Annotated in this window: 13 protein-coding genes; 7 read left to right on the top strand and 6 right to left on the bottom strand. The window is 73.5% G+C overall.

Annotated features, from left to right (window positions below; translation table 11 throughout):
• Positions 1-21: 21 nt before the first annotated feature.
• Positions 22-1,218: a site-specific integrase gene (locus HH311_RS27415; RefSeq protein ID WP_312030444.1), complete on the top strand. Its 1,197-nt coding sequence runs from the start codon at positions 22-24 to the stop codon at positions 1,216-1,218.
• A gap of 113 nt (positions 1,219-1,331) precedes the next feature.
• On the opposite strand, the gene HH311_RS27410 is transcribed toward HH311_RS27415, so the two are convergent.
• Entirely contained in the window at positions 1,332-2,543 is a 1,212-nt protein-coding gene (locus tag HH311_RS27410; RefSeq protein WP_169186891.1) for an acyl-CoA dehydrogenase family protein, read from the bottom strand.
• Positions 2,544-2,553: 10 nt separating this feature from the next.
• Entirely contained in the window at positions 2,554-3,093 is a 540-nt protein-coding gene (locus HH311_RS27405; protein ID WP_169186890.1) for an SCP2 sterol-binding domain-containing protein, read from the bottom strand.
• Positions 3,094-3,185: 92 nt separating this feature from the next.
• On the opposite strand from HH311_RS27405, the gene HH311_RS27400 reads away from it, so the two are divergent.
• From HH311_RS27400 to HH311_RS27380, 5 genes are all read left to right on the top strand, one after another.
• A complete protein-coding gene (locus HH311_RS27400) occupies positions 3,186-3,869 on the top strand; it encodes a TetR/AcrR family transcriptional regulator (RefSeq protein ID WP_169186889.1) in 684 nt (227 codons plus the stop codon).
• A gap of 405 nt (positions 3,870-4,274) precedes the next feature.
• Positions 4,275-5,465 carry an ATP-binding protein gene (locus HH311_RS27395; RefSeq protein ID WP_169186888.1) on the top strand — a complete coding sequence of 397 codons (1,191 nt, stop codon included), beginning with the start codon at positions 4,275-4,277 and terminating at the stop codon, positions 5,463-5,465.
• A 243-nt stretch (positions 5,466-5,708) separates the two neighbouring features.
• On the top strand, positions 5,709-6,035 hold the full coding sequence (locus HH311_RS27390) for a co-chaperone GroES (protein WP_169186887.1): 327 nt from the start codon (positions 5,709-5,711) through the stop codon (positions 6,033-6,035).
• Positions 6,032-7,990, top strand: coding sequence for a VanW family protein (locus HH311_RS27385; protein ID WP_169186886.1), 1,959 nt, complete (start codon positions 6,032-6,034; stop codon positions 7,988-7,990). Before HH311_RS27390 ends, HH311_RS27385 begins: the two co-directional genes overlap by 4 nt.
• Positions 7,983-8,873, top strand: coding sequence for a DUF1206 domain-containing protein (locus tag HH311_RS27380; protein ID WP_169186885.1), 891 nt, complete (start codon positions 7,983-7,985; stop codon positions 8,871-8,873). The genes HH311_RS27385 and HH311_RS27380 overlap by 8 nt, the downstream gene beginning before the upstream one ends.
• Before the next feature lie 38 nt (positions 8,874-8,911).
• On the opposite strand, the gene argG is transcribed toward HH311_RS27380, so the two are convergent.
• Together argG and HH311_RS27370 are read right to left on the bottom strand one after the other, a co-directional pair.
• On the bottom strand, positions 8,912-10,327 hold the full coding sequence (gene argG, locus HH311_RS27375; protein WP_169186884.1) for an argininosuccinate synthase: 1,416 nt from the start codon (positions 10,325-10,327) through the stop codon (positions 8,912-8,914).
• 121 nt (positions 10,328-10,448) lie between these two features.
• Complete coding sequence (locus HH311_RS27370) at positions 10,449-12,326, bottom strand: acyl-CoA dehydrogenase (protein WP_169186883.1); 1,878 nt, start codon at positions 12,324-12,326, stop codon at positions 10,449-10,451.
• Positions 12,327-12,528: 202 nt separating this feature from the next.
• On the opposite strand from HH311_RS27370, the gene HH311_RS27365 reads away from it, so the two are divergent.
• Positions 12,529-15,024, top strand: coding sequence for an FUSC family protein (locus tag HH311_RS27365; protein WP_169186882.1), 2,496 nt, complete (start codon positions 12,529-12,531; stop codon positions 15,022-15,024).
• On the opposite strand, the gene HH311_RS27360 is transcribed toward HH311_RS27365, so the two are convergent.
• Together HH311_RS27360 and HH311_RS27355 are read right to left on the bottom strand one after the other, a co-directional pair.
• The gene (locus HH311_RS27360) at positions 14,967-16,280 is read right to left on the bottom strand and encodes a D-arabinono-1,4-lactone oxidase (RefSeq protein ID WP_169186881.1); all 1,314 of its coding nucleotides are present in this window, start codon (positions 16,278-16,280) and stop codon (positions 14,967-14,969) included. The genes HH311_RS27365 and HH311_RS27360 overlap by 58 nt on opposite strands.
• A gap of 124 nt (positions 16,281-16,404) precedes the next feature.
• Positions 16,405-16,998 carry a DoxX family protein gene (locus tag HH311_RS27355; protein WP_169186880.1) on the bottom strand — a complete coding sequence of 198 codons (594 nt, stop codon included), beginning with the start codon at positions 16,996-16,998 and terminating at the stop codon, positions 16,405-16,407.
• Positions 16,999-17,107 lie beyond the last annotated feature (109 nt).

The following is a 17,107-nucleotide window of genomic DNA, read 5'->3' as shown; positions in this document are numbered from 1 at the left end:
CAAGACCGTTGGTTCCGGACCGTGCGGGACGAGCTCACCGGCGAGACGCGACGAGAGCGCACCGACCTGCACGGCACCGGCCTTCGCTACAAGGTGCGCTACATCGACCCCGAGGGCCGAGAGCGGTCGAAGTCGTTCCCTGACCGACGCAAGAAGGCCGCGGAGGACTTCCTCGGGGAGATGGAGTCCGGTGTCCGCGCGGGGACCTACCTCGACCCGGACGCCGGCAAGCTGCCGTTCCGCGAGTACGCGGAGAGTTGGGTCAAGGGACAGTCCAGCGACGCGTCCTCCCGACAGTCCATCGAGAGCCGGCTGCGCAGCCAGCTCTACCCATTCTTCGACCGGCGCCCGGTCGATGCCGTCGGGCCGGCCCGCGTGCGTGACTGGCTCGCATGGCTGGAGGAGCGACGACTCGACGGGACGTATCGGGCGGTCCTCTTCGACACGCTCTCCTCGATCATGAACGCCGCCGTCGAGGACAAGCTCATTCGTGACAATCCTTGTCAGGCACGGAGCATCAAGAAGCCGCGGCGATCCAGCCGCCGCGTCGTGCCGTGGCCGGTGGAACGAGTCCGCGCCGTGCAGGAAGGGCTGGCCGAGCGGTGGCGTCTCGCGGTCGACCTCGGGGCCGGGCTCGGCCTGCGTCAGGGTGAAGTACTCGGGCTCTCGCCCGGTGACGTCGACGCCGTAGAGTCGGTGGTGCACGTCGTTCGGCAACTGCGGATCATCCGCGGTCAGCTCGTCTTCGCCCCACCCAAGGGCGGCAAGTCCCGGAGCGTCCCGCTGCCCGACAGGGTCCGCGGCGCCGTCGCGACACATCGTCGGGCCTTTCCCCCGGTCCGGGTCCGGCTGCCGTGGTTGGAGCCGGGAGGGCGCACCGTCGAGGTCGAGCTGCTGCTGACCAACGAGCGGGGCGCGCCCCACTCGGGCGACCACTTCAACAAGGTGATGTGGCGCGGGGCGTTCCGGACCGCCGAGCTCGCCTACGAACCTCGGACCGACGGTATGCACGCCCTGCGGCACTTTTACGCCTCGACGCTCCTGGCCGGCGGCGTCTCGATCAAGGAGGTCGCCGAGTACCTGGGCCACACCGACCCCGGCTTCACGCTCCGGACCTACACCCACCTCGTGCCGTCGAGCCACGCTCGCGCTCGGCAGGCCGTGGACGCCTTGCTCGGGGCCGCCGTGCATACCTCCGACGGCCTGACGACGGCCTGATCATGAGCTTGCTGACGAAGACCGCACGCCGGGGACGACGTACGGCGAGGACACACGACGGCGCCGATCACGAGGAGAACCCTCGTGACCGGCGCCGATGCCGCTGGGGAGCGTCAGGGGATGTGGCGCCCGGAGATGGAGCGGGCGATGACGAGCTGCTGGATCTGCTCGGTGCCCTCGAAGATGTCGTAGATCTTCGAGTCGCGGTGCATGCGCTCCACGGGGTGCTCCCGGGAGTAGCCGGCGCCGCCGAGGATCTGGATGGCCCGCTCGGTGGCCCACACCGCGGTCCGGCCGGCCTTCAGCTTCGACATCGAGCCCTCGCCCGCCTCGAACGGCACGCCGTTGCGCCCCATCCAGGCGGCCCGCCACACGAGCATCCGTGCCGCGTCGATCTCGGTCTTCATGTCGGCGAGGGTGAAGGCGATCGACTGGTTGTCGATGATCGGCCGGCCGAACGTCTCCCGGCCCTTGGCGTACTCGAGCGCGTACTCGTAGGCCGCCCGGGCGATGCCCACGGCCTGGGCCCCGACGGTCGGGCGCGAGAGCTCGAAGGTCTGCATCGCCGCCGAGCCCTTGGACTTGGCGCCCTCCCGTGCCCGGGCCAGGCGCTCGTCGAGCTTGTCCTTCCCGCCGAGCAGGCAGGAGCCGGGGACGACGACGTCGTCGAGGAACACGTCGGCGGTGTGCGAGGCGCGCAGCCCCATCTTCTTGATCTTGCGCGTGGACTCGAGGCCCGGCGTGTTCGGCGGCACCACGAACGCGGCCTGCCCCCGGCTGCCCAGCGACGGGTCGACCACGGCCTGCACCACGTGGATGTTGGCGATCCCGCCGTTGGTGGCCCAGGCCTTCTGGCCCGAGAGCGTCCACTGGTCCTTGGCCTCGTCGTAGACGGCCTTGGTCCGCATCGCCGAGACGTCCGAGCCCGACTCCGGCTCCGAGGAGCAGAAGGCACCGACCTTGACGTCGTCGGCGTCGCCGTAGCACTGCGGGATGAACTCGACCATCTGCTCGGGCGTGCCCGAGGCGAAGATGCCGGCGACGGCGAGGGTCGTGCCGAAGATCGCCATGCCGATGCCGCCGTCGCCCCAGAAGAGCTCCTCGTTGACGATCGGCAGCGACAGCCCGGTCTCGTCACCCCAGAAGGACGCGAGCGTCTCGAAGTTGTAGAGCTCGATCTTCGCGGCCTCCTGCAGGACCGGCCAGGGGGTCTCCTCGCGCTCGTCCCACTCCTCGGCCGCCGGGCGGATGACCTCCTCGGCGAAGCCGTGCGCCCAGTCGCGCAGGTCGGTGTGGTCCTCGGACAGTTCCATCGAGAAAGCCATGGGGGGTCCTTCAGGCCGAGGGGATGGTGAACATCTTCTGCAGGGCGGTCGCGAACCCGACGTCCCCGGAGACCTTGAGCTTGCGGGTCATGAACAGGGTGATCGGGTTGGCGTTGTTGGTGACGACCTTGAGGAACTCCGTGCCGTTCATGAACAGCTCGGTGCGCGGCTCCTCGTCGAGGCTGGTCGACACCGTGCAGGTGCCGTGCTGCATCACGGTCTGGTAGTCGTCGCTGCCGCCGCCGGGAGCCCCGGTGACGTGCCAGTGCACGACCTGGCGCTTCGCGCTCGCCCCCGACGACGAGTAGAACTCGCTCATCCGCCCGAAGATCGCGTCGATCACGGGCCGGCGGGCGTCGGAGTTCATCAGCGCCTCGAGCTGCGACTTCTTCGCGCCCTTCACCAGCCGCGCGAAGATCGAGGCGTCCACGTTCTTCGCGGACTCGGGCTCGGCCAGCGCGTTGCGCATGGCGTCCACCAGGTCCTCGTCGGACAGCGTCTTGAGGTCGACGCTGCGACCCAGCTCGTTCACGTCGATCTTCTCGGCCACGGCCTTCTCTCCGGCGTCGTCGTCAGGGATGTGCGGTACCAGCGGTCCCGCGAACAGTCGCTACTTTACGCAGTAGTAGATAAGATGCAAGCGTGACCCGCACCGCTCGCCGCCGCCTCGCCCCGGAGGTGCGCCGCCGCCAGGTGCTCGACGCGGCGATCGCGGTGTTCTCCGAGGAGGGGCTGCACGGCGCGTCGATGGACGCGATCGCGGCCCGCGCCGGCGTCTCGAAGCCGCTCGTCTACGCCCACGGCGGCACCAAGGACGAGCTGTTCGCCGCCTGCCTGGCCCGCGAGGCGGACCGGCTGGTCACGGCGATGACGGCGGCGGTCGGGTCCGGGGTCACGACGACGGGTCCCGACGACGCCGAGGCACGCCTGTACCGCGCGCTGCGCGCGTTCTTCCACGCCGTCACCACCCACCGGCAGGGCTGGACGGTGCTCTACCGGCAGGCCTCGACGGGTGAGTTCGCCGGCCAGGTCGACGCCGCCCGGCGGGGGATCGTCCGGCGCGCGGCGGAGCTGCTCGCCGCGGAGCTCGGCGGGTCGGTGGCCGCGGCCGAGCCGATCGCGCACACCCTCGTCGGTGCCGCGGAGGGCCTGACCGACTGGTGGCTCGGCGGGGGCGACGCGGCCCAGCGGAGCGCGACCGCGGGGGGCGACGGGCACCCGGCATCGGACGAGCCGCCGGCCGACGTCCTCGCGCGGATGCTCACCGCCGTCGTCTGGCCCGGCCTCGACCGACTGCGCGGCGGTGCCGGGGGTCCCGGCGCCTGAGCGAAGGGCACCCCCGCTCGGATAGATCGAGCGACGGTGCCCCTCGCTCGGAACGAACCCGCGACCGAGGCCCCGGCGGGGGGCGCCCACCGCCGGATAGATCGAGCGGTGGTGCCCCTCGCTCGGAACGGCGCGGCGACCGCAGTCCCGGCGAGGGGCGGCCACCGCCGGATAGATCGAGCGGTGGTGCCCCTCGCTCGGAACGGCGCGGCGACCGAGCTCCGAGCGAAGGGCACCTCCGGGCGGATAGATCGAGCGATGGTGCCCCTCGCTCGGATCGCGTCGTATCCCGCCGTCTAGCGCCCGGGCGAGACGACCGTAGACATCCCGATCGGGCGACACGCCGATCGCCGTTTCTCCCGACGTATCCGGTGATCACTAGACGGGCCCATACTCTCCGAGGGCATGGACCCGGTGCGGAACCCGTTCGCCCCCGGCGCGGGCCAGCGCCCGCCCGAACTGGCCGGACGCGACAAGGAGCTGGACGCGTTCGACGTCGTGCTCGAGCGGGTCGCCCGCGGCCGCCCGGAGCGCAGCCTGGTGCTGACCGGCCTGCGCGGGGTCGGGAAGACGGTGCTGCTGGGCGAGCTGCGCTCGATGGCCGTCCGCGCCGGCTGGGGCGCCGGGAAGATCGAGGCCCGCCCCGACGCCGACCTCCGCCGCCCGCTCGCCGCCGCCCTGCACCGCGCCGTGCGCGACCTCGCCGTCCGCCACCGCGCCCCCGACCGCGTCGAGGAGACGCTCGGCGTCCTCAAGGCGTTCGCGCTCAAGGCGACCCCGTCCGACGCCAAGCTCAAGGACCGGTGGCAGCCGGGGATCGACGCGCCCGTGCTCTCCGGCCGGGCCGACTCCGGCGACATCGAGATCGACCTCGTCGAGCTGTTCGCGGTGGTGGCCGAGCTCGCGGCCGACGTCGGGGTGGGCGTCGCCCTGCTCATCGACGAGATGCAGGACCTGCGGATCGACGACGTCTCGGCGCTGTGCGCGGCCTGCCACGAGCTCTCGCAGTCCGGGGCGCCGCTCGTCGTCGTCGGCGCCGGCCTGCCGCACCTCCCGGCCGTGCTCTCCGCGTCGAAGTCGTACTCCGAGCGGCTCTTCCGCTACGTGCGCATCGGCCAGCTGGACCGCGCCGACGCCGATTTCGCGCTCACCGCCCCGGCCGAGCGCGAGGACGCGAAGCTCACCCAGGAGGCGCTCGACGCGCTCTACGAGGTCTCCGGCGGCTATCCCTACTTCGTCCAGGCCTACGGCAAGGCCGCCTGGGACGCCGCGGTGCAGAGCCCGATCGACGCCGAGGACGTGCGGGTCGCGGCGCCGGACGCGGGCGCCGAGCTCGCCGTCGGCTTCTTCGGGTCCCGCTACGAGCGGGCGACGCCGGCCGAGCGGGAGTACCTCCAGGGGATGGCCGAGCTCGCCGAGGGCACCGACGACCCGGTGCTCACCTCCGCGCTCGCGAAGCACCTCGGCAAACGGGCCTCGTCGCTCTCCCCGGCCCGCGACAGCCTGCTGCGCAAGGGACTGGTGTTCTCCGCCGAGCGCGGCTGGATCGCGTTCACCGTGCCGCACTTCGGCCGGTTCCTGCTCGGGCGCCACTAGACACGGACGCCGCCGTCCGGGCACGGAGCGTGGACCGGCGGCGCGTTTCTGCGCCGGCCGGGTGAACCTGCCGGGACGGGTAACGAACGCCGGGGCCGGGACGACACACCACACGAGCCCCGTGGCGCTGCCGGACCCCCGACCTGGCAGGGCCACGGGGCTTCTTCGTGCCCGGACGCGGGCGTCCCGGGCGCGGGACGACCGGCGGACCGGGCGATCCGGGCCTCCCCGTACGATTCCGGCGTGTCGGACCCCCGGCTTGAGATCCAGATGCTGCACGACCGCGTGCTCGTGTCGCCGACGCCGGGCGAGGGCGAGCGCCGCAGCACCGGCGGCATCGTGATCCCGGCGACCGCGTCGGTCTCCAAGCGCCTCGCCTGGGGCGAGGTCTACGGCACGGGGAACCACGTCCGCACGGTCAAGGTCGGGGACCGCGTGCTCTACGGCCCCGAGGACCACGCCGAGGTGGAGATCGACGGCCGCACCTTCGTGGTCCTGCGCGAGCGCGACGTGCACGCCATCGCCAGCGCCACCACCGAGCCGACGAGCGGGACGGGGCTCTACCTGTGACGACTCCTCCGGATCCGACCACCCCGGGCGGCACCCGCACCGAGGGCGAGCCCCTCGGGGGTGGCCAGGTCGAGGGCGACCCCCTCGACGGCGACGCCACCCGGTCCCTCGCGGCCGAGCCGGAGCGGGATCCCGACGCCGAGGCGACGGTGCAGCTGGCCTCCGTCGACGGCCCGGACGACACCCCACCCGCCGACCGCCGCCGGCTCCGGCGCCGGGCGCTCATCGGCGGCGGCGCGGTGGCGGGGCTGCTGGCGCTGCTCTACGTCGTCGATCTGCTCGTGTCGGCCACCGACGTGCCGCGCGGCGTCACCGTGGGCGGCGTCGAGATCGGCGGCATGAACCGGCTCGCCGCCCAGGACGTGCTGCGCACCCAGCTGGGCCCGCGCGTCGCGCGCCCGGTCACCCTCGTCGCCGGGAGTGGACCGGAGGCCGCCACGGCGGCGCTGGACCCGCGGACGGCCGGGCTCGACCTCGACCTGGACGCCACGATCGACCAGGCGGGCGAGCAGCCGCTGAACCCGTTCACCCGCCTCGCGTCGTTGTTCTCCGACCGCGACGTCCCCCCGGTCAGCAAGGGCAACCCGGTCGCGGTGGGGCAGGCCATCGACCGCGTCCGGCCCCAGCTCGACAAGCCCTCGGTCGAGGGCACGATCCGGTTCGACGACGCCCGCCCGGTGGGGGTCCCCTCCGCGCCCGGCCACGTCGTCGACGCCGCCGCGGCGCCCGGCGTCGTGCTCGAGCACTGGCTCGACCCCGCGCCGGTGGCCCTCCCCGTGACGCCGCAGCCGGTGTCGGTGACCCAGGACGGCATCGATACCGCGCTGCGCGAGGTGGCCGGGCCCGCGGTCGCCGGGCCGGCCTACGTCGTCGGCAGCGGGCGCAACGCGACCCTGAGCCCCACCGAGATCGGGACCTTCCTCAAGTTCGACCCCGACGGTGCCGGCGGGCTGCGCCCGCGCGTCGACGTGCCGACCGCCCAGGCCGTCGTCGACCGCGACCTCGGGTCCACCGAGGCCGAGCCCAAGGACGCGTCGTTCACCTTCCAGGGCGCGGCGGCGACCGTGGTCCCGGCGGTCACCGGCCGGGAGATCGACTACCCGAAGACGTTCGCGGGCCTCGTCGACGCCCTCGCGAAGCCGGCCGATGCCGCCCCGCCGACCACCTTCACCCCGCCGCCCACCGCGCCGGGCGGCACCCCCGCGCCGCCGCCGCCCGCCGTCGGCCGGGCGGTCAATGCCGTCTACACGACGACGCCCCCGAAGGTCACCACCGAGTCGCTGCAGGCCATCGGGCCGGCGACCGTCATCGGCGAGTTCCAGACCAGCGGCTTCGCCGCCGACTCCGGGCAGAACATCAAGCGGGTCGCCGAGCAGGTGAACGGCGCAACGGTGAAGCCCGGCGACACGTTCAGCCTCAACGACTTCACCGGCCCCCGGGAGGCCGCCCAGGGCTACGTCGAGGCCGGGATCATCGAGGACGGTGTCCCCGACCGCGGCGTCGGCGGCGGCATCTCGCAGTTCTCGACGACGCTCTACAACGCCACGTACTTCGCCGGGCTCGACGAGGTCGAGCACAAGGAGCACAGCTACTACATCAGCCGCTACCCGGCGGGCCGCGAGGCGACCGTGTTCGACGGCGTGATCGACCTGAAGTTCCGCAACGACGGCCCGACGCCGATCCTCATCCGGACGCTGTGGACGCCGTCGTCGATCAAGGTCCAGATCCTCGGGCAGAAGCGCTACGACGTCACGTCGCAGACCGGTCCGCGCACGAACCCGATTCCGGCCGGGACGCGTGACCTCGCCGGCAACCCGAAGTGCAAGCCCTCCAAGGGCGTCGACGGCTTCACGATCACCGACACCCGGGTGCTCAAGGACGTCAAGACCGGCGAGACGAAGTCCGAGCCGCGGACCGCGCACTACAACCCGGAGCCGCAGATCACCTGTGGCTGACGGGGCCGAGGACTCGGGCCGGGTCGGCGAGGAGGTCGAGGAGGCGGCCCGCGAGGTCCGCAGCGGGCTGGCGGGGCTGGGTCGCGGCGGCGAGGGGGAGGCCCCGGCCCGCGGTGTCGAGCTCCTCGGACGGGTCGGTCTGGTCGGCTACGGGATCGTCCACCTGCTCGTCGGGGTGATCGCGGTCCAGGTGGCGCTCGGGAGTCGCGGCGGCCAGGCCGACCAGCAGGGCGCGCTCGCGACCATCGCGGCCGAGCCGCTCGGGCTCGTCCTCATCGGCGTCATCGTGGTCGGTCTGGTCGCGTTCGGGATCTGGCACGGCCTCGCGGCGCTCACCGGCTTCCGGTGGACCTCGGGCTGGGACCGGACGCAGAAGCGGATCGGGTCGGGCGCCCGGGCCCTCGCGGTGTTCGGCGTCGCGGCGCTGGGGGTGCGGCTGCTGGTCACCGGCTCGTCCGGCTCGAGCACGGGCGGATCCCGGCAGGCCACGGCCGATCTGCTGACGCTGCCCGCCGGTCGGGCGCTCGTGGGGCTCGTCGCCCTCGTCGTGGCGATCGCCGCGGTCGCGACGTGCTGGACGGGGGTCCGGCGGGACTTCCTCGAGGAGCTCGACCGCTCGCGGTTGCCGGCGTGGCTGCGGACACCGTTCGTGTGGGTCGGCGTCGCCGGGCACGCCCTGCGCGCGGTGGCCTTCGGGGTCATGGCGGTGCTCTTCGCGACGGCCGCCTCCACCGCGGACCCCTCACGGGCCGGCGGGATCGACGCGGCCCTCAAGACGCTGGCCGAGCAGCCCTTCGGCCCGTTCCTGCTGTTCGTGGTGGCCGTCGGGTTCGTGGCGTTCGGGCTCTACCTGTTCGGGGAGGCCAGGGCGCGGCGGATCTAGGTGGCCTGCGGCCTCGTGAGCACGTGCGCGAAGCGCACCTAATCTGTTCCGCTCTCCATCGCCGCCCGGTCGAGCGCGGACTCGTCGACCTCCTCGCCCTCGCCGCGGCCGGCGATCTGGCCGGCGCGGCCGGGCTCGATCTCGCCGACGAAGGCCGCCTGCCCGGTCAGCTGCCCCATCGCGGCGTACTGCTCGAGCTTCTCGCGGGAGTCGGCGATGTCGAGGTTGCGCATCGTCAGCTGGCCGATCCGGTCGACCGGGCCGAACGCCGCGTCCTCGGTGCGCTCCATCGAGAGCTTGTGCGGGTGGTAGGAGAGCGTGGGGCCCTCGGTGCGCAGGATCGAGTAGTCCTCGCCCCGGCGCAGGCGCAGCGTCACCTCGCCGGTGACGGTCCGCCCGATCCACCGGGTCAGGCTCTCGCGCAGCATGATCGACTGCGGGTCGAGCCACCGGCCCTCGTAGAGCAGCCGGCCCAGCCGGCGGCCCTCGGTGTGGTAGTTCGCGATCGTGTCCTCGTTGTGGATCGCGTTGAGCAGCCGCTCGTAGGCGACGAAGAGCAGCGCCATGCCGGGCGCCTCGTAGATGCCGCGGCTCTTCGCCTCGATGATCCGGTTCTCGATCTGGTCGGACATCCCCAGGCCGTGCCGCCCGCCGACCGCGTTGGCCTCGATGACCAGCGCGACGTGGTCGTGGTACCGGACGCCGTTGATGGCGACGGGATAGCCCTGCTCGAACCGGATCGTCACGTCCTCGGGCTCGATCGCCACCGCGGGATCCCAGAACCGGACACCCATGATCGGCTCGACGATCTCCAGGGACTCGTCGAGGTGCTCGAGGGTCTTCGCCTCGTGCGTGGCGCCCCAGATGTTGGCGTCGGTGGAGTACGCCTTCTCCTTGCTCGCGCGGTAGGGCAGGTCGTGCTCGATGAGCCACTGGGACATCTCGGCGCGGCCGCCGAGCTCGTCGACGAACGCCGCGTCGAGCCAGGGCTTGTAGATGCGCAGCCGCGGGTTCGCGAGCAGCCCGTAGCGGTAGAACCGCTCGATGTCGTTGCCCTTGTACGTCGAGCCGTCGCCCCAGATGGACACGCCGTCGGACTGCATGGCGCGCACCAGCAGCGTGCCGGTGACGGCGCGGCCCAGCGGGGTGGTGTTGAAGTAGACGCGGCTGCCGGAGCGGATGTGGAAGGCGCCGCACTGCAGCGCCACCAGGCCCTCCTCGACCAGCGGGCCGCGACAGTCGACCAGGCGCGCGATCTCCGCGCCGTACTGCTGCGCGCGGTCGGGCAGGGTGCCCATCTCCTCCTCGTCGTACTGACCGAGGTCGGCCGAGTAGGCGCAGGGCACCGCGCCGTGCTCGCGCATCCACGCGACCGCCACCGACGTGTCCAGACCGCCGGAGAACGCGATCCCGATCCGCTCGCCGGCCGGGAGACTGGTCAGCACCTTCGACACGGGCGTGAACCTATCTGCCGAGGTCGTGTGACCCGGGAGTCACCCGTCCCCGGATGCCAGCGAAGCGTCGTTGCTTGCATCGGATGCAAGCAACGACGCTTCGCTGCCACGAGACCGGGGATCAGAAGGCGGCGACGTCCAGTTCCATGATCGCGTTGTCGGCGCCGTCGACCGTGGCCTTCCGGGCGGTCAGCTCCGGCAGCACGGTGCGGGTGAAGAAGCGCGCCACGGCGACCTTGCCCTCGTAGAACGCGGTGTCCCGGCCCGCCGACCCCCTAACGGCGTGCTCCGTTGCTGAGTCGAGCGCGGCGATCGCGACCTCGGCACCGCGCAGCAGCAGGTAGCCGATGAGCATGTCGCCGACGCTCATCAGGAACGTGACCGCGTGCTGGCCGACCTTGTAGAGGTTGGTGACGTCCTCCTGCGACGACGTCAGGAAGCCGATCATCGTGCCGAGCATGCCCTGCACGTCGGCGAGCGCGGTCGCGAGGAACGCGCGCTCCTCCTTGAGCCGGCCGTTGCCGCCCTCGGAGTCGAGGAAGGACTGGATCAGCCCGGCGACGTGCATGAGGGCCTGGCCGTTGTCCTTGACGATCTTGCGGAAGAAGAAGTCCTGCGCCTGGATCGCCGTGGTGCCCTCGTAGAGCGAGTCGATCTTGGCGTCGCGGATGTACTGCTCGATCGGGTAGTCCTGCAGGTAGCCCGAGCCGCCCAGGGTCTGCAGCGCGATCGTCAGCTTCTCGTAGGCCCGCTCGGAGCCGACGCCCTTGACGATCGGCAGCAGGAGGTCGTTGACCTTCTCGGCCAGCGCCACGTCCTCGGCGGAGACGTCCCCGGCCTCGGCGTCGGCGGCCGTGCCCCGACGGATCGTGTCCTGGTAGGTCGCGGTGAACGCGTACGTGGCCCGCAGCCCCTCGGCGTAGGCCTTCTGCAGCATCAGGCCGCGGCGCACGTCGGGGTGGTTCGTGATCGGCACCCGCGGCGCGGCCTTGTTGGTCTGCTGGGTGAGGTCGGCGCCCTGGATGCGCTCCTTGGCGTACTCGAGGGCGTTGAGGTAACCGGTGGAGAGCGTCCCGATGGCCTTCGTCCCGACCATCATCCGGGCGTACTCGATGACCTGGAACATCTGCGCGATGCCGTCGTGCACCTCGCCGAGCAGCCAGCCGGTCGCTGGGACGCCGTTCCCGCCGAAGGTGACCTCGCAGGTGGCGGAGGCGTTGAGCCCCATCTTGTGCTCGACGTTGGTGACGAAGGCGCCGTTGCGCTCACCCGGCTCGCCGGTCTGCGGGTCGAAGTGGAACTTCGGGACGAGGAAGAGCGAGAGGCCCTTGGTGCCCGGCTTCGCACCCTCGGGGCGGGCGAGCACCAGGTGCATGATGTTCTCGGTGATGTCCTGGTCGGCGCTCGTGATGAAGCGCTTGACGCCCTCGATCGACCAGGTGCCGTCGCCGTTGTCCTTCGCCTTCGTGCGGCCGGCGCCGACGTCGGAGCCCGCGTCGGGCTCGGTGAGGACCATCGTGGCGCCCCAGCCGCGGTCGACCATGAGCTGCGCCCAGTGCTTCTGCTGCTCGGTGCCGTTGCGGTAGACCACCGAGGCGAAGTTCGGGCCCGCCATGTACATGAAGACCGGCGCGTTGGCGCCGAGGATCATCTCGCCCGCCGACCACTGCACCGACGGCGGTACGCCCATCCCGCCGAGCTCGTTGTCGGCCGAGAGCCGCCACCACTCCGCGTCCCACATCGTGCGGTAGGACTTCTTGATGCCCTCGTCGAGGTAGGCCGCGTGCTCCGCCGGGTCGAAGCGCACCGGGTTGCGGTCACCGGACACGTAGGACTCCCCGAGCGGGCCCTCCGCGAGCGCCGCGACCTCGCGCAGCAGGTCGCGCGCGGTCTCCTCGTCGGTCTCGGCGAACGGGCCACTCCCGAAGTGGTCCTGCACGCGCAGCAGTTCGAAGAGGGTGAACTCGATGTCGCGGACGTTGGCGCGGTAGTGGCTCATGCGGGTCTCGCTCCACACTCGTTGGTCGGCGCCCGGGAGGACGCACGAGCCGGCTCGTACCGGCGGGTAACCCGAGCTTATTACCGGGTGGTAACCGTGTCGAGGGCCCGGTCGTCGGGTCGTGTTCGCCCCCGCCTCCGGACGTGCGGCGTGGGACACTCCCTGCTCGGACGGCGTCGGGTCGAACGGGAGGTCGGCGACGGTGCGGCTGGCCACGACGCGGGCGCTCGAGTCGCTGCGCACGCTGCTCGTCACCGCCGACCCCGGGCTGTCCCGGCTGCGCCTCGCCTCGATCGCGGTGGCCTCCATGGCGCTCGCGGCCGGCCTGGTCGCGCTCGGCCGGGCGACGGTCCTCGCCGGCGAGCCGGTCACGATCGTGCTGTTCGCCGGCGTGCTCGCGATGATCTCCAACCTGGCGGTCAACGAGACCTCGCTGCCCCGCCAGCGCGTCACCACCGCGCTCATGGCCCTGCCCGCCCTCGCCGCCACGACCGTCGGGACCCTGCTCTCGTCGCAGCGCATCGCCGCCGACGTCGTGTTCGTCGCCGTCATGGTCACCGCGGTCTACGTGCGGCGCTTCGGCCCGCGGGGCTTCGCGCTCGGCATGGCCGCGTTCATGCCGTTCTTCTTCACCCAGTTCCTCCAGGCCCAGCCCGCCCAGATCCCCGCGCTGTGCCTCGCGGTCCTCGTCGGGCTGGGCTCGACGCTGCTGCTGCGCGGCGTGCTGTTCGCCGAGCGCCCGGAGCGCACCCTGCGCCGGCTCGTCGACGCCTTCCGCGCGCGGGCCCACGAGATGGTCGGCCGGGTCGACGACGTGCTCGCCGCGGCCCAGGAGGCCGCCGGCGACGGCGCCCCCGGGCCCGGCCGGACCGCCGGGAGCGAGCACGAGCAGGTGGGCGACGCGGTGCTGGAGCGGCTCTACCGCGCCCGCCGCCGGCTCAACGAGACCGCGCTGCTCGTCGAGGACCAGCTCGAGCGCACCAACGCCGAGCGGGTCTGGCCCGGGCTGGACAACGAGCTGCTCGCGCTGCGGATCGTCGACGCCGAGCTCGGCCTCGAGCGCCTCGGGGTGGCGGTCCGGCGCCTCGCCCGCTCGGGCGCACCCGGCAGCGGGGAGGCCGACCAGCGGGCGACCCCGCTCGCCTTCACCGCGCTGCGCACCGGGGTGCTCCACCTCGGGCGCGCCCTCGAGCGCCGGGTGCCCCACCGGCGCGTCCTCGCCGAGCTGGCCGACGCACGCGGCGCGGTGGCGGGCCTCGTCGCCGACACCCGCCGCGGCCACGAACGGGTCCAGCGCGCCGCGTTCGCGGTCCGTCGGGTCGCCGACTCCGTCGAGTACGCCCAGCGCGACGCCCCGGCCCGCCCCGGGGAGCCGGTCACCGAGGGCATGCCCCTGCCCGGGGTGCCGCAGCCGGCGCGGCCGGCGGCGGCCTCGCCGGTCGCCGTCGCGCGGGAGGCCTCCGACGACGGGATCGGGCAGGGGCGCCCGGACCGCGCCGACCGCCCCGACGACGACGCCGGGTCCGGACCGGTCGCGGCGCCGGGTCCCGGGGACGACGGGGCCGCCGGAGCGCAGCCGCGTCGGGAGGCCGGGCTGCTGCTCACCACCCGGCAGGCGGTCCAGGTCGGCGTCGGGACCACCCTCGCGATCGTCGCCGGCGAGTTCCTCTCCCCGCAGCGGTGGTACTGGGCGGTGATCGCGGCCTTCGTCGTCTTCGCCAACACCACCAGCCGGGGCGACCTGCTCTCTCGGGGCTGGGGACGCGTCGTCGGGACCGTCGGGGGCGTCGCGGCCGGCATGGCCCTCGCGGCGCTGACGTCCGGGAACCACGTGCTCTCGCTGGTGCTGCTCTTCGCCTGCGCGTTCCTGGCGCTCTACCTGGTGCGGGTCTCGCCCGGCATGCTCGCCTTCTGGATCACCGCGGTGCTCGCGCTGGTGTACGGGCTGATCGGCGCCTTCAGCGTCCAGACGCTCGTGCTGCGCATCGAGGAGACCCTGCTCGGGGTGGTGGCCAGCGTGCTCGCGGCGTTCATCGTGCTGCCCAAGGGCACGCGGGCGGCGTTCGGCGACGCCACCGAGGAGTTCGTGGACGTCGCCGACGAGGTCCTCGCGGGCGCGGTCGGCACCCTGGTGGGCGACACCGTGGCGACCCCGCCGCTGGAGCGCGCCCGCGACATGGACACCAAGCTCGCGGCCGTGCGCGCCCGGGCCCGGCCCCTGCTCGTCGACACCCCGCGGCGCCGGGGACGCTCCAGCCACCGCCGGGCGCTGCGCGTGTTCGTCGTCGTCGACCACTACGCGCGCTCGCTCGCCCGGATCGCCGCCGACCTGGGCCACAGCCCCGACCCGGGCTGGCGGCCCACCCTCGCCCCGGCGCTGCGGGCGGTCCGGGCCAACCTCGACGGTCTGCGCGACGTGGTGGTCCGCGGCCGGCGGCGCTCGGACGGCGGGCGGGTGCTGGTCCACTCGGCGGAGGACGCGATCGACGCCGCCGAGGGCCACGCCGCGCGCGTGGAGGACCCGCACCGCCGGCAGGACATGCTCGTCGTCGCCCGTCTGCTGCGCCGCATCGACCAGGCCGTGGTGGCCCTCGCGGTCGACCTCGGCGCGGCGCAGGACGAGGAGGCGGAGGAGGTCCGTCAGTCGCCGAGCAGCCGGGCCAGCGCCGGGTTGGTGAACACCCGGTCCGGGTCGTAGTCGTCGCGGACCCGCAGGAAGTCGGGCAGCCGCGGGTAGGCGGCCGCGACGTCGGCGGCCGTGGAGTCGTGCCGGGTGCCCCAGTGCGGACGGCCCCCGTGCGCGCGGAGCACCTCGGCGGCGCGGCCCAGCACCGGTCCCGGGTCCGTGCCGCGGGGGACGCGGACGGCGACCCACCCGGTCTCCCGCTCGTGCGCGGGGTGCAGCCAGCCCGACTCGGCCGCGCCGAAGCGCATCCGCACCGGCAGTCCCGTCTCGAGACCGTCAGCCAGGGCGCCGAGCAGCGCGCGGACCCCGTCGGGCAGGCCCTCGCGGGGCAGCGCCCACTCGGTCTGCTCGTAGCGCACCGCCGGCGGGTCGGAGAGCACCCGGTGCCCCGCCCCCGTCGCGGAGACCGTCCGGGCCAGCCGGGAGGCGACCCGGTTCAGCGAGGGCGCGAGACGCGGCAGGGCGCGTTCGACGACGACCGCCCCGCCCAGCGCGGTCCGGCCGGTGGCCCCGGCGCTGGTGACCCCGACGGTGCGCTCCCGCGGCTCGTCGTCCTCCTCGTCGGCCTCCTCGGCCGGCACCTCGGCCGGGTCGACGTACTCGGCCCAGCGCGCGAGCGCGGTCGGGGCCGACGGGAAGAACGCGGCCTCGGCGAGGTCGTGGCCCTCCCAGAAATCCGGGTCGAGCACCTCCTCCACCGGCCGGGACGAGCGGGTGACCCGCACCGGCGCGGCCGGGACGACCGCGAGCTCCACGTCGAGGACCACACCCAGCGCGCCGAGGGAGGTCCGGGCGGCGTCGAGGTCGGCCCGGGCCACGTCCCGCACGCGCCCGCGCCCGTCGACCAGGCGCATCCCCAGCACCGCCTCCGACAGCGACCCCCCGCGCGGGGCGCTGCCGTGGGCGCCCACCGCGAGCGCGCCGCCGACGGTGGGGCCGCGCAGGTCCAGGGGGACCCGGAGCGCGAGGCCGCGCTCGTCGAGCGCCTCCTGCAGGTCACCGACCGTGGTGCCGCCCCGGACGCGCACCGTGGCGCGGTCCCCGCGCCCGTCGGAGGAGACGGCGGTGATGCCGGAGAAGACGGACGCGTCGAGGTGGACGCCGTCGGTGACGGCGAGGTCGGAGAAGCCGTGGCCGGACCCGACCGGGCGGACCGTGTGGCCCCGCTCGGCGGCGCGGCGCACCACCCCCGCGACCCCGGCCTCGTCGAGCGGCCGCGCGGTCGCGACGGGCCGGCACCGTTGCCCGCCCGACCAGTTGGTCCACATCCGGCTCACCCTAGGACCCCGGGGGCGGGCGTGCGGGGATCTCGACCGGGTGCCGGGGACGACGACGGCCCCGGGCGCGACGCGTGCGGCGTCGCTCCCGGGGCCGTCGTCGTGCGGCGTGGCGTCAGGCGACGAGCTTGCCGATGGCGACGTCGGTCGCGTCGCGGACCGTGGCCGCCGTCGTGCCCGCGGCGGACCGGGCGCTCTCGGCCCACTCCGAGAGGTCGGGGCCGTCCGAGCTCCCGGTCAGCTCCCGGGTCTGCTTCGCGAGCTTGCGCGAGGCCCGGCGGGCGCGCCAGCCCAGCGACGGCTTCCCCTCGGTGTCGACCGCGGCGAGGATCAGCCCGCCGAGCAGGCCGAGGTTCTTGAGGAAGTGCTGCTCCTGGGCGACGCGGTCCTCGCCGTCGTACTCCCAGAAGGCGTGCGCGGTGTACGTCGTGGGGATGATGCTGCCGGCGAGCAGCAGCGAGGCCACGCGCGGGAACTTGCCCAGCGCGAGCAGCACGCCCGCCCCGATCTTGACCCCCGCGTCGATGCGGACGAGCTGCTCGGGCTCGGTGGGGGCCTGCGGCGGGAGCTTGTCGCCCACGACGTTCTGGGCCTGCTGGACCTTGGGCGCGGCTTTCTTGATGCGGGGCTCGGGGTTGAGCAGGGTGTCGATCCCGCCCTTGATGAACACCGCGGCCAGCAGGGGCCGGGCGAGGCGACGGACCAGCATGGGGTAGACCTCCGACGGCTGGGATCAGGTGGCCGGGGCGATACCCGGCCCCGGGTCGGGGCACACCTCACCACGCCCACACCCACGCCCCGGGGACCCGGTGCGTGCG

The sequence above is a fragment of the Actinomycetospora sp. TBRC 11914 genome (assembly GCF_012933465.1).
GTDB lineage: Bacteria > Actinomycetota > Actinomycetes > Mycobacteriales > Pseudonocardiaceae > Actinomycetospora.
The sequence above is the reverse complement of the archived record's forward strand: the minus strand, read 5'-3'. Positions and strand labels throughout refer to the sequence as shown.